This window comes from Selenomonas ruminantium subsp. lactilytica TAM6421, from assembly GCF_000284095.1.
GTDB lineage: Bacteria > Bacillota > Negativicutes > Selenomonadales > Selenomonadaceae > Selenomonas_A > Selenomonas_A lactilytica.
Genome location: NC_017068.1, coordinates 378275 through 402832, shown reverse-complemented (window position 1 = coordinate 402832; position 24558 = coordinate 378275). Strand labels below are relative to the sequence as shown.

The following is a 24558-nucleotide window of genomic DNA, read 5'->3' as shown; positions in this document are numbered from 1 at the left end:
ATACCGGTCAAGGGAGCTTGCTGCGCCTCTCTTGACTATCTGTAACCTTTCGGTAACCAGGTCTCCTTGTTTCTCTCTTTCCTGATTACAAGTATATAATAACACAAATAGTCAAAAAGTCAATAGGTCAAAAGGAAAAAGTTTTTTATTCCACCAGCTTCTGAATCCGTTCCCAATCCTCCTCTTTCGCCGCCGTCTGCAGTTCCAGCAGCACAGATGCCTGTTGGTCTGACAGGGTATAGCCGGCCAGTGTCTCCAGCATATAATCCAGGCTGTCTTTGTCTTTTGCTGCCGCAATTTCCCGCAGGGCTTCGATGGTTTCCAATATTTCCTCATCACTGATGGGCATACTTTTCTCGCTTTCCTCCACTGGTACAGCCTTCCGGCCCTTCACCGGCACCCAGTTCAGCACCCGCTGGCTGATGGTGAAGGAACACTCTGTACCCTTACCCAGTTCAGATTTCATCTGCAGCTCACTGCCAAAGAGCTTCAGCAGTCTTTGGGTAACATTCAGCCCCAGCCCGGCTTCATTGAGCATATTCAGCGGCTTATCCTCCCCCAGGGATAACATCTGCCGGACAATCGCCATGTCCGCCTCGGTAATGCCCACACCGGTATCCTTGACCACTACATGAATCTTCACATCAGCAGGGCCGGTTTTGGCTACGTTGAATATGAGCTGGACAGTGCCAGCCACTGTGAATTTGACCGCATTGGCCAGGATATTCAGAAGGATCTGCCGCAGACGCAATTCATCGCCATAGAGGACGCTGGGCATATCATCGGGCAGTTCTACGACAAAGTCGATCCCCTTGGTCTCTGCTTCCTCGCCAATTTCATTCCGAATATGGCGGATAAGTTCCTTAACCTTATACTCCCCTTCATTGATGGCAAAATCACCGGCCTCCATCTGCAGATAATCAAAGATACGATAGATGATATTGTAGACCTTTTCCCCGGCACTATAACATTCTTTGGCATATTCTTTGATCTGAGGCTCCATGCTTTCCCGGCGGATCTTACGTTCCAATTCGATGACCGTCTTCAATGGCTGGGCAATATCACGGCTGACACCGGCCAGGAATTTGTACTTGGCGATGCTCTTTTCCTCATTTTCCCGAGCCAGCTCACGAAGTTCCCGATTGCTTTCCGCCAATTCCCTGGTGATGGCATCCAAAAAGGCCGCCATGCGGGTGGACAGCAGCATTTTCGTTTTTTCCTGCGGCACCTCCGGCTCATCAAAGATATTCAGTGCTGACTTATTGCGGCCTTCCCGGAAGCCCACGGCAATGAGGGCGCAGTTCAAAAGCCCCCCATGCCCCTGATAGCAGTAAATCTCCCCGGTACCGCTGCAGGCATGAAGCTGATTGGCAATGCGCTGATAATAGCTGATTTCCTCATTTTCCCTAGCCTGCAAGAACAGCTTACGGGTGCCGCAGGCGCTGATATACATACCTTCCGGGGCAAACTGACTCATCTTTTCGCTGGCCAGTTCCGTTTCATGGAGAAAATCCTCCTGCACGGCATAGGTAAGCCGCACTCTTTCTCCCACCTTCACATCACCGTTGAAGAATATCCTGCCTTCCTCATCATAGCCAGGCGGCACCCGGGCGATCAGGCAGTCATCCCGTTCAATGGTCAGGGGAAATTCTGCAATATTGTAGACGAAATTCTCATCCGGCCGCACCTTCAGATAATGCCGGTAGATATCCACCGCCGGCATATTGTCCAGAGTGCTGATCACATTGGGGCCATAGGTCTCCGTAATGACCATTTCCTTGCCCAGCGGCTTCCAGCCCAGCACATAATCCGCCCGCACGCTGAGGCTTTCTCCGGTAAACACCACGACTACGATGCCCTGTTCAAGGATCTCACTGCCCAGCAGGAAATACTTATGGGGCTTATCCTGCAGCAGGGCATCACTGATAATGGAATCTTCCTCTCCTATATACTTCACCGTGCCCGTCATGGTGCCGAAAATAACCACATTTTCATTGCCACAGACAAAGCGTTCCAGGAATTTGCCAAAATTCGCATCCATGGAGCCCAGCACCAGCGCCGCCCTGGCATCCGGTATGGCCGCCACCTTCTGCCCCAGTTCAATGCCCAGTTTCCCATAATCCTCCGGCACGCCTGCATATTCCATCAGCCTGATCTTGGCATTTTGGAAGAAACTGCAATTAAGACACAGATAACTGTCCTGCCGGCCATTGAAAAGGGTTTCCGTCACCCCTGCCACCACCGCCCGAGGCAGGAAACTACGGATTTTCTCCCGCACCTTCGCCACTTCATCCAGCGGCATATGGCAAAACGACAAGGACATAAAAATGGCATTGGCCTGCTTGCTGGCCGGCCGCATGCAGAGCGTCTGCAGCACCTTCTCCAGCTTATTCCAGAAGCCTTGATCTCCGGCTGACCAATTCAGCACATAATTATACTGTATCATTCCGCAACCTCCTATAACGAAAAATCCCTTACGGGGAAACGCAAGGGATTTTCAACACTGCACCATTATTTGCTTGTATTATTCGCCATCGGAAAAAATATTTCCTGTTTCTCACCGCAGAAAATTCCGCAAATCCGCTGTCCCTTTGCCGCAGACCACAGCTGCCTGCAAAAGCAGGCGGGCCTTGCGGGGATTCAAGAGGCCGCTGGCGATAAAACCGGCCTGTTCATAGGATTCTTCAGCTTTCACCACCATGCCGCTGACACTGGTGCTGGACCGGATTACGGGAATGCCGGCCTGCACAGCAGCAGCCAGTTCTTTTTCCGCTCGCTCGGGGATACTGCCGTTGCCCATACCGGCGTAAACGATACCCTGGGCACCATTTTCCCGCACCAGCTTCACCAGTCGGCCATCATCATCACTATGTCCATAGAGAATGGGCACATAGGGCAGTTCCTTCTGACTGGTCAGTTTTTCGCTGACACTCAGGGCATTGGGCAGATGATGGAGCTGGGCACTCTGATAGAAGCAAACTTCCCCATCATTCACGGCACCGATGGCGCCGCCGTTGGGGGACTGGAATGTTTCCACCGCCGTGGCAGACATCTTCGTGACCAGCTGAGCACTATGGATGGTATTGTTGAGCACCACCAGCACGCCCCGGTCACGGGCTTCGTCAGCTGCCGCCACCCGCACGGCATCCAGAATGTTCAACGGCCCATCGGCACTCAGGGCCGTAGCCGGCCGCATGGCCCCCGTAATCACCACAGGTATATCGGCAAAATGCAGCAGATCCAAAAGATAAGCGCTTTCCTCCAGGGTATCCGTACCATGAGTAATGACAATGCCATCCACCTCGCCGGAGAGCAGCAACTCCCGCACCCGGGCTGCCAGCTGCAACTGCTGGGCCGCTGTGATATCCTTGCTGTCGATGGCCGCCAGCTGCTCGCCGGTAATTTCAGCGAGTTCCCGCACCTGCGGCACCGCCGCCAGCAGTTCTTCGATGCCCATCGCCCCCGCCTGATAACCCGTGGTGGCAGCACTGTCCCCGGCACTGCCGGCAATGGTTCCACCCATAGCCAATATATGTATTCTCTTGCGCATAAAAAAGCCCCCTGTTCTTCGTGAGTTATCTATATTATACGAAGAACAGAGGATTTAAACAATATTGTGTTGTTCTTATATACCTTGTGGATAAACTGTTCATTTCAACACAGGTTATCCACAGAATTCACAGGCTTATGCACAAGCTATCTGTGGATAACCTTGTCAAGTCATAATTTTCCCCTGCCAATGCAACCATAAAAAAGCGGCCGCTATTTCCACGTAGCAGCCGCCTGAAAAGCGATTATTCGTCCATCTTGGCAGATTGTTTGACACCCATCTCTTCGTAAAGTTTGTTGAAGCGATTGGTGATTTCATTGTGGGTATCCTTGGTGATCTGAGGCATGTCATCCTGTCCCATCTCATCTTTCCAAACGATACCAGCCTGTTTGAAGCCTTCCTCCACTGCAGCCTGCATCTTCTGCAGTTTTTCCGGATCACCGCCGGCAATGGCCGTCGCCATATCCATGATGCGTGTTGCAACGCTATCCACAGAATACGCACCGCCTTCGCCAATAGCTGCTGCAGCCTCTTCCGGCGTGGTGCCTACCGCCGGCAGGGCGAACTTATCCGTGCCAAACAGGATACCGTCAAAGTTCAGCTTGCCGATACCTTCATCGAGATAGCCCTGCAATTTGGCATTCTGTTCGGTGAGGGTCTTGATCATCAGCTGGTAGCTCTTGTCGATACCCTCCTGCAATGCATCGATCTGCTCACTGGTAAGCTTGTCCATTGCCTTGGAAGCTTTCTTGGCTTCAGCAGAGATATCCACTGAAAAAGCCTCGTTGGTAGTAGTAGTGGTTTCCTTTGTCGCGTCATTCGTGGTAGTGGTGGTGCTCTTCGTATAGTTAGCCTTCACCGCGGCCGTCTGTTGCGACAAAGAAGAAATCATATTGACATCCATGTTCATCTTCCTCCTTTATCTTCTGAACCAAAAATGCAAACAAGGTTCCTAATTACATTATCGTTTAAACGCAGGGAAAAAGCAAGCATTATTTTGTGAGTTGTTTGACTTTTTTTACTTATTTTCCGGCATAAAAAAGGCCTCCCCAAAGGAAGGCCTGAACTCACATAGTCTGCCGAATGATCCGCAGGGCCTGACAGGCCACACAGAAGCGGCACAGCACATCCGCCTGGCTCAAGTTAACTCCCAGAATATTCTCGATCTTCTTCAACCGGTTGCGCAGGGTATTGGCATGGATAAAGAGCCGTTCCGCCGCCAGTGACATGGACTCGTTTTCCTGAAAGTAGATTTCCAGCGTATGCAGAAGCTCCGTACCATTCTGGCTGTCGTAGGCCATCAGTGTACCAAAAGTCTCTTGGACAAAATCGTCCAATTCCTCTGTGCGGATATGAGAAAGGAGCTTCAGCACACCCAAATCCTCATAGCAGGTAATGCCATTTTCCGGCTGGCGGAAGCGCCCCAGACTCAGCGCCTGCCGCGCCTCCTGAAAGCTGCGGCAGATTTCTGCCACAGAGTAGTGCAGCCTGCCAATCCCTACGGAAAAGGGCAGGATTGTCGGAAAGTCCTTCTTCACCTCAGCCATGGCGTCTGCCATGATTTTCGCCACCTCACTCTGACTGCGCGGCGGGGTGTGGTCATCCTCAAAGAGAATCACCAGCTGCATCCGCAAAAGCATCAATATGGGCTGCACAAAGCGGGCCGACAACACCCGCATCCATTCCTTGTCCAGATCTTCCAGCAGCTGTTCCCGCCGCTCCCCCTGCAAGGGCCGGTCAAACTCTACCACCACCACATGATGGGGCTTTTCCAGCCGCATATTCCAGTTCTTCCCCATCTCAATGACTTCATCCGAGGAGGCAAAATTATGATAGAGGATATCGTACAGGAACTGCTCCCGATGCCTGCGCACCATGGCATTCATCTCTCCTTCATGCCAAAGCAGAAAGGTCAGCTGGAGACTCAGTTCCAAAAACAGACAGTATGCGCTTTCCGCCATGCTCTCCCGGGGACAGTCCGCTGCCAGCCACCCCCAGAGGTACTTATTCTGCACCAGCGGAACGACGGTGAGCCCGGCAAAGGGCGCAAAATCCTTCTGCTGCAAAGCCTGCTGCTTGCGGCGCAAAAGAGACAGGCTTTCCTCGCGAAACCTCGCTGTCCCCCCTCGCAGATCGCCGCGTCTGTCCAGCAGCACCATTTCCATTCCCGTATAGCCATGGACAACCCTCAGCTTGCCAGCAATGTCTTCTGCCTGCCAAAGCTCTTCCTTATCTTTTTCCATCTCGATCCTCCCGCCAAAAACAAAGCGGCTGCCGGGCCTTGATAAACTTCAGGGACGGCTGCGTATAACGTACCAGCGGATAATCCTGCCAGCTGATGCCCTCTCCCTCGATATCGCAAAGGCGCAAGGCCTCCATCGGACAGGCCTCCACGCACTGCGGCTGACTGCCCGCGGCCAATCGGTCCTGACACATATCACATTTTGCTGCCTTCCCCGTATGGGGAAGAAGCCGCGGCGCATGGAAAGGACAGGCTCCCACGCAGCGCCCGCAGCCAATACACCGGGCACTGTTATGCAGGACGATGCCATTGCGGCTTTTTTCATAACAGCCGACAGGACATACTCGCATGCACTCTGGCGAAGTGCAATGATTGCAGGACATGGATAAGAATCCCTGCTCCCGCCGATCGCCGCCCCATTCATCCACATGGCGGAAAGCCTGGGATATATCCGGATGCTTATGCTGACAGGCTTTTTCACAGGCCCGACAGCCCACACACCTGGACAGATCCACCTGAAACCCCAACTGCTGCGGCCTCATAAAACACGCCTCCTCACATCTCTCTTATCTATATGATACCACAGAAGACAAGACAGTTCCTGCAAAATTTGCCCCGCCCTCTCTCAGGCTGTATAATAAAGGAAAATCGCCTCGAAAGGAGTCCCGCTATGTTTTTTCGTGATAAATATCAGGTCACCCGCCATATCTGTCCCCGCAACTGCTATGACACCTGTCCCATACTGGCCTATACACAGGGCGGCAAGATCGCCTATATCACCGGGGATAAGGAACACGGCGCCTCCGAACCCCTTTGCTGCAAGCAGGAGGAAATCCTGTCTACGGTCTATCATCCCCAAAGGCTGCTCTATCCACAAAAGCAGACCGCCCGCGGTTCTGGAATCTGGCAGCCGATCTCCTGGGAGGAAGCCATCGACACCATTGCCCGAAAGATACTGGAGCTGAAGGAACGTTACCATTCCACGCTGCCCCTATGCCTCAATAAATACTCGGGCAACTTCGGCCTGATGCACTACTCCGTAGAAGGGATGTTCAATGGTCTTGGCCCTACCACCCAAACCACCGGCACTCCCTGTTTCTCCTCGGGGCTGGATGCCCAGCGGCTGGATTTTGGCGCCAATGCCGCCGCCGATATCCGCCAGATGCTGGAAGCCAGACTGATTATCCTTTGGGGCATCAATCCTGCCTGGACCGCCGTCCACACCATGCCTGTCATCTATGCAGCTCAGGCCCGGGGAGCAAAAGTCGTGGTCATCGATCCGGTCTATACGGAAACCGCCCGCAAAGCCGATTACTATATCGAACTTCGTCCCGGCGGCGATGCCGCGCTGGTTATCCTGTTGCTGCAAAAACTGGCCAAAATGGACAAACTGTCCTACAATGCGGACCAGGTTACAGGCGCCGAAGAACTTCTCGCCACCGTAGCCAAAATGCCTGCCGCACCTTTATTGCAGGCTGCCGGCCAAAATAAGGCGGCCATCGATTTCCTGGCTGATCTGCTGGCCAATCATCACCCCACCCATATCTGGGCCGGCTTTGGCCTGCAGCGTCATATCCAGGGTGGCCTGACCATTCGCCTGATCGACGCTCTGGGACAGCTTACCGGCAATATCGGCGTTCCCGGCGGCGGGGTGAATTTTGCCGACAAGGGCATGGATATTTTCCCCTACAAGATTGCCGGTCAGCGGGCGGATACACGTTTTGTCAACATCAATAATTTCGCCCATAGCCTGAAACAGCTGAACGACCCGCCCGTAAAATTCCTTTGGATTGCCTGCCGCGATCTGCTGCGGCAGGATGTGAATCTGACGGAACTCAGACAACTTTGGTCCCAGCTGGAACTTATCGTTGTCGCGGACAAATTCCTGACGCATTCTGCCCAAATGGCAGACATCGTCCTGCCCGTGACCACGGAATTCGAGGAATTAGATGTGTATGGCGGTTACTTCCGCCATTGGCTGGGCATCAATGAGCCAGCCATACCGCCCCGTGGCGAGGCCAAAAGCGATGTCGATATCGCCCGGCTCCTTACCCGGCGCCTGAACGAACTGGCCCCCGGCACCAGCACCTTTCCCGCCCATCTCAGCGATGAGCAGTTCCTCGACGCCGAATTCACACCGGCAGTCTGCCAGCAGATTGGCATCAAGAAGTGGCAGGATCTCTATAACGGCATTGCTTTCTACCGCCATGATCCCATTCCCTGGCGGGACGGAAAATTTGCCACAGATGATGGCAAATTCCACTGCTGCACCTTGCCCGCCAATTTTCCCCAGCTGCTCCCCAGCGAGAAATATCCCTTTCACTTTTTAACCCCCCATGGCCAGGAGTCTATCAATGGCCAAAATCATGCCCTGCAGAATTGCCTGCCTGAGTACCCGCCAGTGTACATCAATCCGACAGTGGGGAAAAAACTGCAGTTGCAGGACAAGCACCCAGCCATTATCTGGAATGAAATGGGACAGATCATGGTAACCGTGGAATTCCGTCAGGATATGGCACCGGATATCCTCCTGAGCCATCAGGGAAACAGTAAAATGGGAGGGCTCAACGCCCTCAATGCCGGCCTGCCTACCGATCTGGGACAGCTTACCACCGATGCCGTCGGTGTCGCCTTCTATGATGTATTTGTGAATATCCGGCCCAAATAAACGAGAATAAAAAATCCCCTTAATAGACGAAACGTCCGCTGGCAAAATGCCAACGGACGTTTTCTATAAGTTGCAGTTTGTAGGTGCGTTCGTGCTGAAGGTATCCCGTTCATACGCAGTCAGGGGTTCACGGGGGAGTACTTTTTCTGTTTCCGCTAAAACGACCCTCTCGGCAATTTTAGAGCTGTTTAGCCAGATGGCGCCGGGCAAGACCGGCGGCGCGTCTTTCAGCGTGCTTTCTGGTAACTGCCTGCCTCGGGCCGGTCTTCGCTGCGCTCAGACAGTCGCTCCCACAGATAAAGCACTCCCCCGTTCGCCCCAGCCACGTTTCTGGCAATCGGCACGAACTCGGTTCTCCCGTAACAAGAACATCGATGTGCTTGTATCCTCCAGCCGGAACATAGCAGCATTGACAAACGTAACTCTGGGCGGCGGGAGGCCACTGAAAAACTATCCATTTCATACGACTGGCAAATTATCCACAAAAAAAATCGTCGCAGAATGATATTTTTATCATCATTCTGCGACGATTTTGTATATCTCCCCCGTTATTAGGGCTTTATTTCTCCATCATTTTCACAATTCGTTTCATATTTGTTACAAAAAGCGTTAGGGCTCCTTGTAATTCCATACCAATCAGGCCTGCGGATGACGCTATGTCATACCCATGCCTGTGTTTAATCTCACTATTTTTAGCTTCTATCATATAACGCTTTCTAGCCTGTTCCTTAAAATATTCTGTTTCCTGAAACTCCTGTTGTTTCTTGTGTAAATCGCATTTTATCGTAACGGAATAAATCTTGCTTTTGGCACCTTCTTTATAACAGGTTCCACAATGTGGGCATTGCTTACATTTCTCAATGTCAAAATAATAGCTCATTCTTTGATTTGTTCTATTGTTTTTGCGTCCAGTTCTTGCTTTGCGGATGGCCATATGCCCTTCAGGGCATACGAACATTCCCGCATCCTTGTTGAAAGAAAAACCATTGCTGCCTTCAACACGGGAGCCGTTGGATATAACAGGATTCAATTTGGCAATCAGTTCAAAGGATTTTTCTGGCGCATCTTTCGATTCAGCAAATTTAAGATTTTCTTTGCCGGAGTATGCGGTATCACCGATGACACTCTGCACTTCCAGTCCGGCTGCTCTGGTTTTTTCAACTAATGTTCTTAATTGTTCCCCGTCACTGCGCTCGCCACTGGTTACTACTGCAGCTGTAATCAGCCGTTCATCGGTCATGGCAATATGTGTCTTATAGCCAAAGAAGGATGTATCTGCTGTTTTATGCCCGATTCGGGCGTCCTCATCTTTGGAAGTGGCCAAATGTTCTGCATGGTCTTCGACCGTTTCTTTGAGCAAGTTCAGCCTCTCCTGTATGGCAGGCATTTCTGCCATCTGGCTGTCATTTTCTATTGTATTGATTAACTGTCGGCAATATTCCAGCGCATCCACCAGTGAGCCATTTTCTACTTTCTTGGGAAACCTTTCTTTCTTTTGGGGAGAATCTGTCTGGTAAACCGTCTTGCGCAATAGCTTGGCTTGTTCCAACAACCGCTCATAGGCAGATTTCTGGTTATAGCGAGCCTTAGTATGCGTAGCATCTACAATAATTCGTTTGCTCTTGATTACTTTGTTCTCCAAAGCAATTTGGATACTTTTCTTGAGTAACAAATCCAGAATATTCTCATCTTGTAAGCGGAGTTTACGAAATTTGGTTAAGGTAGAAGGGTGGATTACTTCATCTTCAGGGCGGAGTCCCAGAAAATATTTAAATGACATATCATATCGGCTACGTTCAACTAAATCGGAATCCGACATATTGTAGATAACCTTTAACAGCAGATATTTGAACAGCATTATGGGAGAAAGAGCATTACGGCCATTATCCAGGCAATATTTATGCTCCAGTTCATCTTGAATGAAAGAAAAATCTACAAGCGTATTAAATTTTCGCAGAAAATGATTTTTGGGAATGAGACGATCATAGATGGCTGTAAATTCACTAAGCTTGAGTTGCTGGCTATTCCGTAACATGTTGAACCTCCAAGTGTTGATGGCTCCATTATACTAGAAACCGTGGATGAATGCGAATTTCATCACATCCATCCACGGTTATCGTTATATATAGACTTTTTCAGTGGCCTCGGGCGGCGGTGGGGATGCTTTTCCACCGGCGGAACGACTGCCTGAACGAAGTGAAGGCTGGCCCGCAAACAGGATTTGCTGGATGCTTCGTTGATGGACGCGCCGCCGGACTTGCCCGGCGCAGGTTACTGGAAGATGCGTACTTCTGCTGGCGGGACATTTAGTGCAGCGGCGGAAAAGTATTCCCACCGCCACCCCACTGCTCTGTAACAAAAGCGTTCAGGCTCGCACTGACAAACTGCAATTTGCTCACAAGCGCCTTTATCTATTTTGATATTTGAAGCCCCCCCACAAGCACAGCAGCCATACCGGTAGGATATAGACCGCCAGGTCCATGCCCTCGATCTGCGTCATCAGGCCCCAGATAGCCAGCAGGAAGGCAATGCAGAGGTAGTTTATGAAGGGATAAAGGGGCGATTTGAACTTCGTATCCTTCCCCACTTCTTTGCAATGGGCTCGGAATTTCAGATGGGTGATGACAATGGTCAGCCAGCTGATGGTGGCCGCGATGGTGGCAATACTCATCAGGAACATGAAGATCTTGCCGGGGAAGAAGTAATTGAGGGCCACGCAGATCAGCGTGATGCCCGAGGAAATCAAAATCCCCCGCACGGGTACGCCGCGGCCGGAGAGCTTGCTCAAGAACTCTGGTGCCTCACCCTTCGAGGCCAACCCATAGAGCATGCGGCTGTTGCTGTAGATGGCGGAGTTATAGACCGATACCGCCGCCGTCAGCACGACGAAATTCAGAATATGAGCCGCCGCCGGAATCCCTACGCTCATGAAGATCTGCACGAAGGGGCTGGCCTCCATGCCCACTTCATTCCAGGGCCAGAGGGCCATGAGCACGGCCATGGTGCCCACATAGAAGATCAGAATACGCCAGATGACCTGATTGATGGCCTGGGGAATGGTCTTGTCCGGATTTTCCGCCTCCCCCGCCGTGATGCCGATCAGCTCGATACCGCCGAAGGAGAACATGACCACAGCGATGGACAGTGCCAATCCCCAGACGCCATTAGGCAGGAAACCGCCGTTATTCCAAAGGTTGCTGAGATTCTGCGGGAAAGGCTGGGGATTGCCTACCAGCAGATAACCCCCCAGCACGATCATCAGCACAATGGCCGTGATCTTGATCAGGGCCATCCAGAATTCCGTTTCCCCATAGAGCCGCACATTGATGAGGTTCAGGGCCGTAATGGCCACGAGGCAGATCAATGCCGCAATCCACTGAGGCAGATCCGGGAACCAGAACTGCATATAGATACCCACGGCGGTAAGCTCGGCCATGGACACCAGCACATAATTGAACCAATAATTCCAGCCGGACATGAAGCCCGGAAACTTGCCCCAGTATTTCGTGGCGTAATGGCTGAAAGAACCGGACACCGGCTCATCCACTGCCATCTCCCCCAGCATCCGCATGATGAAGAAGATCATGATGCCGCCGATCAGGTAAGCCAGCATCACCGCCGGCCCTGCCAGCGCAATGGTGGACGCTGAACCATAGAACAAACCGGTGCCGATAGCTCCGCCCAGGGCAATCATCTGCAGATGGCGGTTCTTCAGCCCCCGTTTTAATTTTCCATTTTCACTCATAAGATATTCCCCTTCAAAATATAAAAGTACCTGCCTATTATATCATCAAGGGCAGGTACTTTACAATATTACAGTATTACATCAATAATGTTGTCTGTCTTTGAGAGCCCGTTCCACTTCCCGCTTGGCGGCTTTCTCATGGAGATCCTGCCGCTTGTCGTAGTTGTGTTTACCCGAAGCCAGCGCCAGTTCCAGCTTAGCCTTGCCATTCTTGAAGTAGATTTTGAGTGGCACCAGGGTAAAGCCCTTTTCTCTGGTCTTGGCGAAAAGCTTGACGATCTCGCTCTTATGCATCAGGAGCTTGCGGGCCCGCAGGGGATCGTGATTGAAGATATTGCCCTGATCGTAGGGAGAAACGTGCATGTTCTCCACGAAGATCTCCCCGTCTTTGATCATGGCATAGCTGTCCTTGAGGTTGGCCTTGCCGGCGCGCAGGGATTTGACCTCCGTGCCCACGAGGGCAAGCCCTGTCTCAAAGGTTTCGTGTATGAAGTAGTCATGGCGGGCCTTGCGGTTTTCGCAGACTACCTTCATGCCGATATTTTTCTTGCCCACTATCATCACCTCAGATTATTTGCTGTTGCCCGTACCGCCTTCAGTCTTACGATGCGGACGGGGACGACGCCGGCCCTTGGATTTCTGTGCCTTTTCCTTTTCCGCCTTGGCGGCTGCAGCGGCCATCTCCCGCTCCTTCTTCTCATGATATCCGGGGGGATCCGGCCAGACGGCACTGTTGAGCCCCGTCACGTAGACGCGATGGTAGCCGACTTCCCTATCGCTGCGACGTTCCTCGCGGTTGCGGCCACGATCGCCATTGCCACCACGGAAGGAGCCGGAACCGATGCGGCTCTCCTTATCCGCGCGCTCGGCCTTGCCCGGACGGCGGTTTTTATCGTTGCGCCCCTTGCGTTCCTTGGGCTGACGCTTTTCCTGATTTTCAGTCTGGGACAGTTTCTCGCCGGAAGCACCGCGCTTCTTATGATTGCGGCGCCGCTTATGCTGGCTATGTCCCTGCTGCTCTTTCTGCTGGCTTTCTTCCTCCGTCAGCATGGGTTCAGCAATCAGCTCATCTTCCAGCAGCGGCTTGTTCACCTTCTTGGGGCGGGGAGCCTTGGGCTTCCTTTCCCCTTTGCCCTTGCGGCCGTCGTTTTTCTTGGCAGCCGGCTGTTCCGGCACATATTGTCCGTTATCTTTCAACACAAAATCCAAATTCCGTTCCTCCACATTGGCCCGCACGAGGATTACTTCCACCTCATCGCCCAGACGGTACTGCGCCCGGGTGCGCTCGCCAATCATTGCATATTGTTCTTCCACATATTCGTAATAGTCATTGGTCATGGTGGAAACATGAACCAGACCTTCCACGCCGTTATCCAGCTCCACAAAGATGCCAAAGGCGGTCACGCCGCTGATGACACCGGTGAATTCCTCACCCACGAACTGGGCCATATACTCGATCTTCTTCATGTCCGTGGTCTCGCGCTCCGCCTCGATGGCCACCCGCTCCCGCTGGGAGGTATGGTCGGCAATCTCCGGCAACATGGTCTTCAGCTTGACCTGACGTTCTGCCGGGATGCTGCCGGTGGCGAAAGTCTCCCGCAGCAGGCGATGGACGATCAGATCCGGATAGCGGCGGATGGGGGACGTGAAGTGGGTATAATAGCGGGCTGCCAGACCAAAATGGCCCAGGCTCAATTCGCTGTAGCGTGCCTGCTGCATGGAGCGCAGGGACACGGTGCTGATGATCCGCTCCTCGGGACGGCCCTCGACTTTCTCCAATACCTTCTGCACATCCATGGACTTGATCTGCCCGGCTTCATCCCGTTTGACGTACAGGCCAAAGGCAGCCAGCAGATTATTGAGCCGCTCGATCTTTTCTTCAGAGGGCTGCTCGTGGACGCGGTACATGAAGGGCAGGTTCTTCGTATCCATATGCTTGGCCACGGTTTCATTGGCCGCCAGCATGCACTCCTCGATGATGGATTCTGCCAAAGAACCTTCCCGCTTGATCAGGGCCACGGGATGACCGTTTTCATCCAGCTTGACCTTGATCTCCGGCAGGTCGAAGTCGATGGAACCCCGGCGATGGCGCTTGCCCTTGAGCACACCGCGCAGTTCCGCCAAGGTTTCCAGCATGGAGAGGATATCATGGTTATCGGAAAGGAAGGGCTCTTCCTTTCCCACCAATACCTTGTTGACGATATTATAGGTCAGGCGGCGGTAGACATGGATCACCGTCGGCAGGATCTCGTAGCTTACGACCTCGCCTTCCGGGGAAATCTGCATCTCGCAGGCCATGGACAGGCGGTCAACGCCGGCGTTCAGGCTGCAGATGCCGTTGGACAGTTCCTTGGGCAGCATGGGAATCACGCGGTCCACGAGATAGACGCTGGTGCCACGGGCATAGGCTTCCCGGTCAAGGGGCGCATTTTCCCGCACGTAATGGCTGACATCGGCGATATAGACGCCCAGAAAATAAGAACCGTCAGGATTCTTGCGGGCAAAGACACCGTCATCGAGGTCCTTGGAGTCCTCCCCGTCCACCGTGACGATGGGCAGGTCACGGCGATCCGCACGGCCCCGGTATTCCTCGGGGGCAGGTTCCTGCTCAATGGCATCGGCTTCCGCCTGCACATCCTCCGGGAAGCTTTCGGACAGCTCATACTGGCGCATCACCGAGAGCACATCCACGCCGGGATCCCCCACCTTGCCCAGCACCTCAATGACCTCGCCTTCCGCACTGCGGCGGCCGCTAGGCCATTTGGTGATCTTCACGACCACCTTGCTGCCGGTCTTGGCTCCCTTGAAGAACTTCTTGGCCACGAAGATATCCTGGGTGAGCTTCGTGTTGTCCGGCGTCACAAAACCAAAGGTCTTGCTGCGCTCGAAGGTGCCCACGATCTTTTCATTGGCATGCTCCAGGATGCGGATGATCTCACCCTCCCGGGAACGGCCTTCCTCCTGGGCCGGCGAAACCCGGGCCACCACGCGGTCACCATGCATGGCAGAGCCCACGGCATTGGCCGGAATGAATACATCCGTCTCCTCTTCCGTTTCCCGCACATCCGGAATCAAAAAGCCAAAGCCCTTGGCCGTCATGGAAAGCCGCCCCACAGCCAGATGCATGCGGCTGGGCACACCATAAAGGTCACTGCGATTCCTGATGATGACCCCTTCCGCTTCCAATTCATCCAAGGCTGCTTCAAAATCCACCAGTTCTTCGTCCGTCAATCCCATCTCTTCGCCTAAATCTTCGGCGGCCAGTGGCTTATAGGCAGCTTCTCGCATATAAGCGAGGATTCTTTCTTTTAAGTCCATTTTTTCTCCTTACATAAATTTACGATTTACCTGCAAACATAAGGCAAGCGTAATCGGCTCCCAAGGACGGGAGCCGTCGGGCGTAAATCCCGTGATGGGATTTCAGCCCGCTGTTTCTTTTGGTGACTTTTCTTTGCACCAAAGAAAAGTCACACCACTACCCTTGCAGGAAGGCCGCAGCCTCTTCAAATACTCTCTCTCTTTCGCCGGCCAGGGGCAGCAGATGCCCGGATTCCTCCAGCCAGACGATGCGCGCCTGTCCCTGCACATGGGACAGAATATAATCCGCACTCACAGGCGCCGCCGTATGGTCGTCGCGGCTGTGCATGATCAGCGTCGGTGCTTTCACCTCTTCGATAGCACCCTTGGTCTTTTCGATAACCTCCACCAGCTCATGGATGGAAATCAGCGGCATCTTGCGATAGGTACGATTGGCGGCAGGGGGTACATCCTTGAGCCGCCGCCGTGGCTTGGACACATAGCCGTCATAGCAGGCTTCCCGCGGCGGCAGTGCCGCCAGGCCTCTCTCTTCGGGGATGAAGATCGGTGCCGCCAGCGTCACCACATGGGAGATGACCTCCTCCGTGGAAAGCAGCAAAGCAAAGAGCCCGCCCATGGAATGCCCGATCACCGAAATATCTTCACAGAAGCCCGACAGCAGGGCATAGCCATCCCGCACGGAATCCATCCAGTCTTCCCAGGTCATATGGCTCATATCTTCCACCGTCGTCCCATGACCGGCCAGACGCACCCCCAGCACCGTAAAGCCCGCTTTATTCAGATGCTGCCCCAGCAGCAAAAGCTCTGCCGGCAGGCCTGTAAAGCCGTGAATCAGGAGCACCCCTTTTTTCCCGCCGGGCATAAAAAAGGGCTCCGCTCCCGGTAAAATCATTTCCGCACCCCCATAATACCGAAAATTCCTAAATTTAAAAAATTCCCTGCTCCATAGAGAACAGGGATGCTTTTTATTAGCTTGTCATTTTTGCAATCAAAATGGTAATCCCTGCGAACAAGACAGCCAACACTACGGTCACGCGTGCAAGCAGTGCGTCCATGCCACGGGCCTTGCCGGAGAAAACGGTGTCCGCACCGCCGCCCATGCCGCCCATGCCGGCAGATTTTGCTTCCTGTCCCAGTACTGCTGCGATGAGGGCGATTGCCACCAGCGCATCAATTATCATCAAAACGGTAAGCATTAATGAAAGCCTCCCTTTAATTACAGTCTCCAATTCATAGTAACACAATTACAACCCGCTGCGCAAGCTTTTTCTCGTCATTTCCCTGCGCGCCATTGCGGGCACTATGCCTGTATCGTCCGGAAGCCGCTGGCTTTGTGCAGGCGGTTCATGATGGCCAACCCCAGGCCTTCTGAGGTTGTTCCTTCCCCCAGCAGTACATCGGCCCCTTTTTCATCAAAGGAGCGCAGTGCCTCGTAGATATTGGCCGCAATGGCCGGCAGCTGCCCCTGATGGCCGTAATCGGCCTGCAGATCCGCAGGCACGGTATCCTTCAGCTCCTGCAGGACTTCGTGGCTGGCAATCACGCCTACCGTATGGCCTTCATCCTGCAGGCGCGCAATCTCCCGCTGGAAAGCCCGCACCATTCTCGTGGGCATGCCTTCAATCAGTGTCAGGGGTGCTTTGGGGGCATAATGGGTGTACTTCATGCCCGGTGCCTTGGGCACGCTGTCTGCCCCCACCAGCGCCGGATCGATCACGACACTGCCCTCGCCCAGCACTTCTTCCAGCATTTCCTTGGTGATGGCTCCGGGCCGCAGGATCACGGCCTTTTCCCCCGTGGCGTCCACGATGGTGGACTCCACGCCGAAATCACAGGCGCCGCCGTCGAGGATCATGGGAATCTTGCCCTCCATATCCACCAGCACGGATTCTGCGGTGGTGGGGCTAGGGCGGCCTGATATATTGGCTGATGGTGCCGCAATGGGCACGCCGGCAGCAGCAATCAACGCCCGGGCCACATCATGCTCCGGCATGCGCACGCCCACGGTGGAGAGGCCGCCGGTAATCTGCTCCGGCACAATGGCCTTACGGGGCAAAATCAAGGTAATCGGGCCGGGACAGAAGGCCGCGATCAGCTTTTCTGCCTTTTCCGGGATTCTGGCCGCCACCTGATCGATCATGGAGCGGTTGGCCACATGCAGGATCAGGGGATTGTCCGAAGGACGTCCCTTGGCCTGATAGATCTTGCGGCAGGCCGCGGCATCCAGGCCGTTGGCCCCCAGTCCATAGACCGTCTCCGTGGGAAAAGCCACCACTTCCCCCTGACGGATCAGCTCCCCGGCGAAATGAAGTGCTTCTTTGCCTGCTGTGATATTATCGATTCTTATACATCTTGTCTGCATCTTACGCCTCTTTCCAGGCCACCACTACCCGCTCAATGCCGGCGTAGTCCTTCAGGATCTCCGTGCGGCAGATCAGCGGATTTGCTTTAGCCAGTTTTGCTACATCCTCTGCCTGTTTTATGCCCACTTCAAAGGCCATGAAGCCGCCCGCCGTCAGCATGGCCGGCGCCTCGCTGCACAGCCGGCGGTAAAAGTCCAGCCCGTCCTCGCCGCCATCCAGCGCCGTATGGGGCTCACTATTGCGCACGTCCGCCGACAGGCCTTCGATGTCCTTGGCGGGAATATAGGGCGGATTGGAGAGAATCGCCGTATAGGTATTGCCCTGCAAGGGGGCCAGCAGATCTCCGGTGAAGAAATGCGCCCGCTCTTTCAGCTCCAGCGTTGCCGCATTTTCCTCGGCCACCGCCCGGGCCGCCGGGGAAATATCCACCGTGTCCAAAATGGCATCCTGGACAAAATGTAGCACGCTGAGCCCCACCGCCCCCGTGCCCGTGCCGATATCGGCAAAATGGGGCGCTTCCACCCCCAGCTGCCGCAGGCGGTCCACCGCCGCCTGCACGAGGATTTCCGTATCAGGACGGGGCACGAGCGTCGCCTCCGTCACCTTGAAGGTCAGCCCCATAAACTCCTTTTCCCCCAGGATATAGGCCACCGGCACATGCGCGATGCGCTTTTTGATCATCTCACGGAAAGCCGCCAGTTCTGCGGCCTGCAAGGGTTCGTCAAAATGCACATAGAGATAGATGCGCTGTTTATGGAGCACATGCCCTAATAAAACTTCCGCATCCAGCCGCGGATTCTCGATGCCCTTCTGGGCAAAGTAATCCTCCGTCCACTTGAGGATGCGGCCGATTGTCCATACTTCATTTCCTGCCATCATTTCACCTGCTTCAGCCGCTCTGCCTGATCTGCGGTGATCAGGGCATTGAGGATTTCGTCCAGATCCCCCGCCAGGACTGCATCAATGCGATGGAGCGTCAGACCAATGCGATGGTCGGTCACGCGCCCCTGGGGGAAGTTATAGGTGCGGATGCGCTCACTGCGGTCACCGCTGCCCACCTGGCTTCTGCGGTCAGCCGAGATGCTCGCCATCTGTTCCTGCTGAGCCTTGTCGAGAAGCCTTGCCCGCAGCACTTTCATGGCCTTGTCCTTGTTCTTGAGCTGGGAGCGCTCATCCTGACACTGCACCACGATCCCCGTGGGAATATGGGTGATGCGGATGGCACTTTCCGTGCGGTTGACATGCTGGCCGCCCGCGCCGGAAGCGCAGTACAGGTCGATATGCAGATCCTTGGGATCGATGTCCACGTCCACATCCTCCGCTTCGGGCAGCACTGCCACCGTCACCGCCGAGGTATGGATGCGGCCGCCGGATTCCGTGGCCGGCACCCGCTGCACGCGATGGGTGCCGCTTTCATATTTGAGCTTGCTGTAAGCACCGAAGCCCGTGACCATAAAGGAGATTTCCTTGTATCCCCCCAATTCCGTGGGACTCCCATCGATGATTTCCATCTTCCAGCCCTGCTTCTCCACATAGCGGCCATACATGCGGAAAAGGTCGCCCGCAAAGAGCGCCGCCTCTTCGCCGCCCACGCCGCCGCGGATTTCCACGATGACATTCTTGTCATCATTGGGATCTTTGGGCAGCAGCAGGATCGGCAGTTCTGCGTCCAGCACTTCCTTTTGGGCTTTCAGTTCGGCAAGTTCCTCTTCCACGAACTTGCGCATCTCATCGTCCAGGGATTCTTCGAACATGGCTTTGGCTTCCTCGATGCCCTTGGTCACATCCTTGTATTCCCGGAACTTTTCCACGATGGGCGCAAGGCTTGCATGTTCCTTGCTGTACTTCTGCCAGCGGCTCATATCCGCAATCACATCGGGATCGCTGATCAGCGATTCCAGTTCCAAAAATTTATCTTCAACGGCTTGGAGTTTGTCCAGCACTTATTTCACCTCAAATTTATTCCGTAACAGCAGCCGCCACGGGAGCACTCTCCGCCGGGGCCGCTTCCTCACTTGCTTTGTTGATATAATCCGGCGTGCCAGCCACGATCTCCTCTTCCGGCAGTACCGCCTTCAGGGATTCAATCGCCACTTCCACCATCTCATCCTCCGGCGGACGGGTGGTCAGGTACTGCAGCCAGAGCCCCGGCTTGATGGCCGTCTGAATAATCGCATTCTCACTGCGCCCCGCCAGACGGATGATCTCATAGGAAATCCCCGCCACCACCGGCAGCAACAGGATGCGGCTGGCAATACGCTCCCAGAGCGAAGGCCAGCCCAAGAATGCAAACACGAAGATGGACACGAGCATCACGATCAGCAGGAAGTTCGTGCCACAGCGCGGATGCAGCCGCGGGAACTTCTGCACGTTCTCCACCGTCAGCGGCAGGCCTGCCTCATAGCAGAAAATCGTCTTATGCTCCGCTCCATGATACTGGAACACCCGCCGGATGTCCTTCATACGGGAGATGCCCCAGATATACAGCAGGAAAATCACCAGCCGCAGGCCGCCTTCCAGCAGGTTCAAGACCATCGGATCTTCCGTGGCCCCATGCAGCCATTTCGCCCCGAATGTCGGGATGGCAATGAACAGCACACTGGCCAGCACCAAGGCAAATACAATCGTGCCTGCCATTTCCTTGTCCGAGAGCTGCTCATCCTCTTCGCCGGCCATCTTGGCCGAATAGGACAAGGACTTCATGCCGATGACCAGTGACTCGATCAGGGATACCGAGCCCCGCAGGAAGGGCTTCTTCAAGATGGGAAATCTATCGCTAATGGAATTTACGGGCTTGGTCTCGACCTGGATCTTCCCCTGGGGATCACGCACAGCAGTAGCCGTAAGCTTCGGCCCCCGCATCATGACCCCTTCGATAACGGCCTGACCGCCAACCATCAATTTCTTACTCATAATTTTTCCTCAACTATACAAAATAAAGCAGAGCCATAAATGTGCTCTGCTTTACCATAACGTTTCTTACTTCTTGGCGTAACGCTTGTTGAACTTTTCGATACGACCGCCTGCCTGTACGTCACGCTGACGACCCGTGAAGAACGGATGGCACTTGGAGCAAACATCGACGCGCAGTTCTTTCTGCGTGGAACCCGTGGTGAACGTGTTGCCGCAACCGCAGGTTACCGTAGCTTCGAAATATTCCGGATGAATACCCTGTTTCATTATTTACACCTCGCTTTCACCCCAACGAAACTGGGAATTGATACAAGCAAGCTATGCGCGAGCTTGGTTTAGACCTAGCTTACCTCTTGGGGCAAAGCCAGTCAAATTTTGACTTGGAACCAGACGTCAGTACGTCCAGTACCCGAATATTATAGCACGCAAGTTGCCGCTATGCAAGGAAAGAAACAAAAATTTGCTTGAAAAATTTTCTTTCCTATATGATAATGGTAGTATCTGTCGGAAACAAAATGAAGGATCTTGATATAGAGAAAGGAACAAACACCACTATGGCCAATCAAGCAGTACAACATCAGTGCAGTTTCTGCAAGCGGATCATCAACGTCCGCAACCAATACGATATGCCCGTCTACGATCCCAATACGGGCTTTGCCCTCTGCGCCCACTGCATCAAGGAAATCAATCATTTCCTCGAAGAACATGCCGCCGCAGAGCAGCAGGACGAGAAACAGGTCTTTGCCGGAGAGCTTGATGATATCCTCAAGAAGAACAAGCCCCATATCATCAAACAGTATCTCGATGAATACATCATCAATCAGGACCGCGCCAAGAAGATCCTCTCGGTGGCTGTCTACAACCATTACAAGCGCATGAAATACGGCTATCAGAACGATGACGGCACGGAAATCGAAAAATCCAACGTCATCATGCTGGGCCCCTCCGGCTGCGGCAAGACGGCGCTGCTGTCCCACCTCTCGAAACTCCTGGACATCCCCTTCGCCGTAACGGACGCTTCCAGCCTGACGGAAGCTGGCTTCGTGGGCGCAGACGTGGAAGTGGCCGTGCGCAACCTCTACTACGCCGCAGACAAGGACGTGGAAAAGGCCGAACACGGCATCATTTACCTGGACGAATTCGACAAGATCGCCCGCAAGTCCGGAGCAAACAACTCCATCACCGCTGATCCGGGCCATGAAGGCGTGCAGCAGGCACTCCTCAAGATGCTGGAAGGCAGTGTGGTGGAATTCACCTCCCGCGGCCAGCGCAAGCATCCCGAAGCCCCCACCATCAAAGTGGACACGAAAAACATCCTCTTCATCGTGGGCGGCGCCTTTGTGGGCATTGACGACGTCATTGCCAAACGCCTGTCCAAGGCCAGCACCATTGGCTTTGGCGCCGAAGTACAGGGCAAGGACGACAAGCCGAAATTCGACGAGCTCATCCATAAGGTCCGTCCCGAAGACCTCATGCAGTACGGCATCATCCCTGAAATCATCGGCCGCCTGCCCGTGATCTGCACACTGGAAACCCTCGATGAAGACGCCCTGCTGCGCATCCTCACCGAGCCCAAGAACGCCCCGGTCAAGCAGTACCAGAAACTTTTGGCCATGGATAACGTGGAACTGGAATTCCAGGAAGACGCCCTGCGAGCCGTGGCCCGCAAGGCCATCGAGCGCAAGACCGGCGCCCGCTCCCTCAAGGGCATCATCGAAGACATCATGCTGGACGTCATGTTTGATATCCCCAAATCCGACGAAGCCCGCAAGGTCATCATCACCAAGGAATGCATCGAAAAAGGCGCCAAGCCGGAAGTCGTAAAGAAATAAGCATGCAAAAAAGCAATAGCCATGAAGCAAATACATGGCTATTGCTTTTTTTATTAAGACCTCCTCGGCTCTGGCAATAAGAAGGTCGCCGCCGCACAGCAGATGGAAATGACAAAGATCACCACCATCACTGCTGCAATGCCGAAGCTGTCCGCATACCAGCCCAAGGACGGCACGATGATGCCCCCCAGGCTGAAGGACAGCCCCAAGGTCACGCCGGAGGCAAAGCCCAGGCTTTTGGCCAGATAGCTCTGCCCCAGTACCACGAAGGCCGCATAGGGACCCTGCATGGCCAAACTCATGGGAATCAGCATGGCATAGACAGCCCGGATATCCTGCGTGAAGACCACCACCGCCAGACAGGGGATAAGCAGCAAGGCACCATAGCGCATGGTATTGACATAGCCCTTGCGGTCAGCCAGCCAGCCGCCCACCAGAGTTGCCAGCACCCCGGCAATGGAGATGATGGATAGCGTGGCACTGCCCACCGCCGGACTTGCCCCCAGCACCTGGATGCAGAACAGGGGCAGGAACGCACTGATGGACGTAAACAGCGTGGAACGGAACACAATCACCACGAACAGCCGCGCAAAGGCCGGCCAGTCATTTTCCCGCGGCACATGATTGGCCTTGGCCGTATCCCGGGCCTGTGCCAATTGCCGCCGGCTTTCCCGGGCAATGGCCGGCGCCGCCAGAAAGATCATGCCCGCGGTAAACAGAGAAGCAATCCCATAAAAGGCCGTGCCCTGCATCCCAAATGTCGTGACCAAAAACACCGCGAGCAGCGGCCCCAGCCCGAAGCCGCCGTTGCCGCCCACGCTGAAGATGCTCATACCCTGCCCCTTTTTCTTGCCGGCAATGGCATTCACATTGCGCGCCGCCTCGGGATGGAAGATGGAACTACCAATCCCCATCAAGGTGACCGCCGCAAAGATGCCCCAGTAATTGGTCACAAAACCAGTGCAGGCCAGCGACAGCCCAGCCATCAGCACACCAAGCACCATGAACCACTGCCTCGAGCCTTTATCCGCCAGCCAGCCAAACAACGGCTGAATGATTGAAGACAAAAAAGACGAGGCAAACATCAGCCCCGCCACCGACGTATAATCCATGCCGTACTCACTGACGAAAAACGGCAATAAGGCCGGCAGGGAACCACTATTGATGTCCACGCTCAAATGCCCGGCCGACAGCATATAGAGATATTTCTTATTCATCACGAAGATACTCCTTCTGAAACTATTGTCTTCATTGTAACAATTTTTTCCGCCCCAGGCAAATCATCCAGCATTCCCACATATCTACTCATACAAATTGCAGTTTGTCGGCGCGTTCGTGCTGAAGGTATCCTGTTCATACGCAGTCAGGGGTTCACGGGGGAGTACTTTTTCTGTTTCCGCTAAAACGACCCTCTCGGCAATTTTAGAGCTGTTTAGCCAGATGGCGCCGGGCAAGACCGGCGGCGCGTCTTTCAGCGTGCTTTCTGGTAACTGCCTGCCTCGGGCCGGTCTTCGCTGCGCTCAGACAGTCGCTCCCACAGAAAAAGCACTCCCCCGTTCGCCCCCAGCCACGATTTTTGCAATCGGCACGAACCCGGTTCTCCCGTAACAAGAACATCGATGTGCTTGTATCCTCCAGCCGGAACATAGCAGCATTGACAAACGTAACGCTGGGTGGCGGTGGGGATGCTTTTCCGCCGGCGGAACGACTGCCTGAACGAAGTGAAGGCTGGCCCGCAAACAGCATTTGCTGGATGCTTCGTTGATGGACGCGCCGCCGGACTTGCCCGGCGCAGGTTACTGGAAGATGCGTACTTCTGCTGGCGGGTCATTTAGTGCAGCGGCGGAAAAGTATTCCCACCGCCGCCCCACTGAGCTGTAACAAAAGAGTTTAGTCTCGCATCTACAAACTGCAATTTCTAAAAAAG

Annotated in this window: 19 protein-coding genes; 2 read left to right on the top strand and 17 right to left on the bottom strand. The window is 54.1% G+C overall.

Going from position 1 to position 24558, the window contains the following annotated elements; all coding sequences use genetic code 11:
• Window positions 1–145 precede the first annotated feature (145 nt).
• The 5 genes from SELR_RS01900 to SELR_RS01880 all read right to left on the bottom strand — a co-directional run bounded on the left by SELR_RS01900 (window position 146) and on the right by SELR_RS01880 (window position 6334).
• A complete protein-coding gene (locus SELR_RS01900; protein WP_014423508.1) occupies window positions 146–2446 on the bottom strand; it encodes an ATP-binding protein in 2301 nt (766 codons plus the stop codon).
• Between the two features lie 111 nt (window positions 2447–2557).
• Window positions 2558–3550: an asparaginase gene (locus SELR_RS01895; protein ID WP_014423507.1), complete on the bottom strand. Its 993-nt coding sequence runs from the start codon at window positions 3548–3550 to the stop codon at window positions 2558–2560.
• 244 nt (window positions 3551–3794) lie between these two features.
• Entirely contained in the window at window positions 3795–4454 is a 660-nt protein-coding gene (locus SELR_RS01890; RefSeq protein ID WP_050992728.1) for a hypothetical protein, read from the bottom strand.
• A 163-nt stretch (window positions 4455–4617) separates the two neighbouring features.
• Window positions 4618–5793 carry a PucR family transcriptional regulator gene (locus tag SELR_RS01885; protein WP_014423505.1) on the bottom strand — a complete coding sequence of 392 codons (1176 nt, stop codon included), beginning with the start codon at window positions 5791–5793 and terminating at the stop codon, window positions 4618–4620.
• On the bottom strand, window positions 5780–6334 hold the full coding sequence (locus SELR_RS01880) for a 4Fe-4S dicluster domain-containing protein (protein WP_014423504.1): 555 nt from the start codon (window positions 6332–6334) through the stop codon (window positions 5780–5782). Before SELR_RS01880 ends, SELR_RS01885 begins: the two co-directional genes overlap by 14 nt.
• A 128-nt stretch (window positions 6335–6462) precedes the next feature.
• Between SELR_RS01880 and SELR_RS01875 the strand changes: the two genes are divergently transcribed.
• A complete protein-coding gene (locus tag SELR_RS01875) occupies window positions 6463–8460 on the top strand; it encodes a molybdopterin-dependent oxidoreductase (protein WP_014423503.1) in 1998 nt (665 codons plus the stop codon).
• 559 nt (window positions 8461–9019) lie between these two features.
• On the opposite strand, the gene SELR_RS01870 is transcribed toward SELR_RS01875, so the two are convergent.
• From SELR_RS01870 to rpmE, 11 genes are all read right to left on the bottom strand, one after another.
• Complete coding sequence (locus SELR_RS01870; RefSeq protein ID WP_014423221.1) at window positions 9020–10495, bottom strand: IS1182 family transposase; 1476 nt, start codon at window positions 10493–10495, stop codon at window positions 9020–9022.
• Between the two features lie 372 nt (window positions 10496–10867).
• Window positions 10868–12205, bottom strand: coding sequence for an amino acid permease (locus SELR_RS01865; RefSeq protein WP_014423500.1), 1338 nt, complete (start codon window positions 12203–12205; stop codon window positions 10868–10870).
• 81 nt (window positions 12206–12286) lie between these two features.
• Window positions 12287–12766: an SsrA-binding protein SmpB gene (gene smpB, locus SELR_RS01860; protein ID WP_197537160.1), complete on the bottom strand. Its 480-nt coding sequence runs from the start codon at window positions 12764–12766 to the stop codon at window positions 12287–12289.
• A 9-nt stretch (window positions 12767–12775) separates the two neighbouring features.
• Complete coding sequence (rnr, locus tag SELR_RS01855) at window positions 12776–15523, bottom strand: ribonuclease R (protein ID WP_014423498.1); 2748 nt, start codon at window positions 15521–15523, stop codon at window positions 12776–12778.
• Window positions 15524–15680: 157 nt separating this feature from the next.
• Window positions 15681–16415 (bottom strand): alpha/beta hydrolase, encoded by a 735-nt coding sequence (locus SELR_RS01850; protein ID WP_014423497.1) that lies wholly within the window; start codon window positions 16413–16415, stop codon window positions 15681–15683.
• Between the two features lie 76 nt (window positions 16416–16491).
• On the bottom strand, window positions 16492–16719 hold the full coding sequence (gene secG, locus SELR_RS01845; RefSeq protein ID WP_014423496.1) for a preprotein translocase subunit SecG: 228 nt from the start codon (window positions 16717–16719) through the stop codon (window positions 16492–16494).
• A 104-nt stretch (window positions 16720–16823) separates the two neighbouring features.
• Window positions 16824–17885 (bottom strand): L-threonylcarbamoyladenylate synthase, encoded by a 1062-nt coding sequence (locus SELR_RS01840; RefSeq protein ID WP_014423495.1) that lies wholly within the window; start codon window positions 17883–17885, stop codon window positions 16824–16826.
• A 1-nt stretch (window position 17886) separates the two neighbouring features.
• Entirely contained in the window at window positions 17887–18762 is an 876-nt protein-coding gene (gene prmC, locus SELR_RS01835; protein ID WP_041914227.1) for a peptide chain release factor N(5)-glutamine methyltransferase, read from the bottom strand.
• Window positions 18762–19829, bottom strand: a complete 1068-nt coding sequence (gene prfA, locus SELR_RS01830; RefSeq protein WP_014423493.1) for a peptide chain release factor 1 — start codon at window positions 19827–19829, stop codon at window positions 18762–18764. Before prfA ends, prmC begins: the two co-directional genes overlap by 1 nt.
• Before the next feature lie 16 nt (window positions 19830–19845).
• On the bottom strand, window positions 19846–20799 hold the full coding sequence (locus SELR_RS01825; RefSeq protein WP_050992727.1) for a DUF1385 domain-containing protein: 954 nt from the start codon (window positions 20797–20799) through the stop codon (window positions 19846–19848).
• 66 nt (window positions 20800–20865) lie between these two features.
• Window positions 20866–21066, bottom strand: a complete 201-nt coding sequence (rpmE, locus tag SELR_RS01820) for a 50S ribosomal protein L31 (RefSeq protein WP_014423491.1) — start codon at window positions 21064–21066, stop codon at window positions 20866–20868.
• A gap of 287 nt (window positions 21067–21353) precedes the next feature.
• Here rpmE and clpX point away from each other — a divergent pair, with 287 nt between their 5' ends.
• On the top strand, window positions 21354–22631 hold the full coding sequence (clpX, locus tag SELR_RS01815; RefSeq protein ID WP_014423490.1) for an ATP-dependent Clp protease ATP-binding subunit ClpX: 1278 nt from the start codon (window positions 21354–21356) through the stop codon (window positions 22629–22631).
• Between the two features lie 53 nt (window positions 22632–22684).
• Here the strand turns inward: clpX and SELR_RS01810 are convergent, their stop codons facing one another.
• On the bottom strand, window positions 22685–23848 hold the full coding sequence (locus SELR_RS01810; protein ID WP_014423489.1) for an MFS transporter: 1164 nt from the start codon (window positions 23846–23848) through the stop codon (window positions 22685–22687).
• Window positions 23849–24558: the final 710 nt, after the last annotated feature.

What these genes read in the sequence shown, in the direction of transcription:
- SELR_RS01900 (WP_014423508.1), bottom strand. Translation starts at nt 2,446, where the DNA reads ATGATACAGTATAATTATGTGCTGAATTGGTCAGCCGGAGATCAAGGC.
- SELR_RS01895 (WP_014423507.1), bottom strand. Translation starts at nt 3,550, where the DNA reads ATGCGCAAGAGAATACATATATTGGCTATGGGTGGAACCATTGCCGGC.
- SELR_RS01890 (WP_050992728.1), bottom strand. Translation starts at nt 4,454, where the DNA reads ATGGATGTCAATATGATTTCTTCTTTGTCGCAACAGACGGCCGCGGTG.
- SELR_RS01885 (WP_014423505.1), bottom strand. Translation starts at nt 5,793, where the DNA reads ATGGAAAAAGATAAGGAAGAGCTTTGGCAGGCAGAAGACATTGCTGGC.
- SELR_RS01880 (WP_014423504.1), bottom strand. Translation starts at nt 6,334, where the DNA reads ATGAGGCCGCAGCAGTTGGGGTTTCAGGTGGATCTGTCCAGGTGTGTG.
- SELR_RS01875 (WP_014423503.1), top strand. Translation starts at nt 6,463, where the DNA reads ATGTTTTTTCGTGATAAATATCAGGTCACCCGCCATATCTGTCCCCGC.
- SELR_RS01870 (WP_014423221.1), bottom strand. Translation starts at nt 10,495, where the DNA reads ATGTTACGGAATAGCCAGCAACTCAAGCTTAGTGAATTTACAGCCATC.
- SELR_RS01865 (WP_014423500.1), bottom strand. Translation starts at nt 12,205, where the DNA reads ATGAGTGAAAATGGAAAATTAAAACGGGGGCTGAAGAACCGCCATCTG.
- smpB (WP_197537160.1), bottom strand. Translation starts at nt 12,766, where the DNA reads ATGATAGTGGGCAAGAAAAATATCGGCATGAAGGTAGTCTGCGAAAAC.
- rnr (WP_014423498.1), bottom strand. Translation starts at nt 15,523, where the DNA reads ATGGACTTAAAAGAAAGAATCCTCGCTTATATGCGAGAAGCTGCCTAT.
- SELR_RS01850 (WP_014423497.1), bottom strand. Translation starts at nt 16,415, where the DNA reads ATGATTTTACCGGGAGCGGAGCCCTTTTTTATGCCCGGCGGGAAAAAA.
- secG (WP_014423496.1), bottom strand. Translation starts at nt 16,719, where the DNA reads ATGCTTACCGTTTTGATGATAATTGATGCGCTGGTGGCAATCGCCCTC.
- SELR_RS01840 (WP_014423495.1), bottom strand. Translation starts at nt 17,885, where the DNA reads ATGCAGACAAGATGTATAAGAATCGATAATATCACAGCAGGCAAAGAA.
- prmC (WP_041914227.1), bottom strand. Translation starts at nt 18,762, where the DNA reads ATGGCAGGAAATGAAGTATGGACAATCGGCCGCATCCTCAAGTGGACG.
- SELR_RS01825 (WP_050992727.1), bottom strand. Translation starts at nt 20,799, where the DNA reads ATGAGTAAGAAATTGATGGTTGGCGGTCAGGCCGTTATCGAAGGGGTC.
- rpmE (WP_014423491.1), bottom strand. Translation starts at nt 21,066, where the DNA reads ATGAAACAGGGTATTCATCCGGAATATTTCGAAGCTACGGTAACCTGC.
- clpX (WP_014423490.1), top strand. Translation starts at nt 21,354, where the DNA reads ATGGCCAATCAAGCAGTACAACATCAGTGCAGTTTCTGCAAGCGGATC.
- SELR_RS01810 (WP_014423489.1), bottom strand. Translation starts at nt 23,848, where the DNA reads ATGAATAAGAAATATCTCTATATGCTGTCGGCCGGGCATTTGAGCGTG.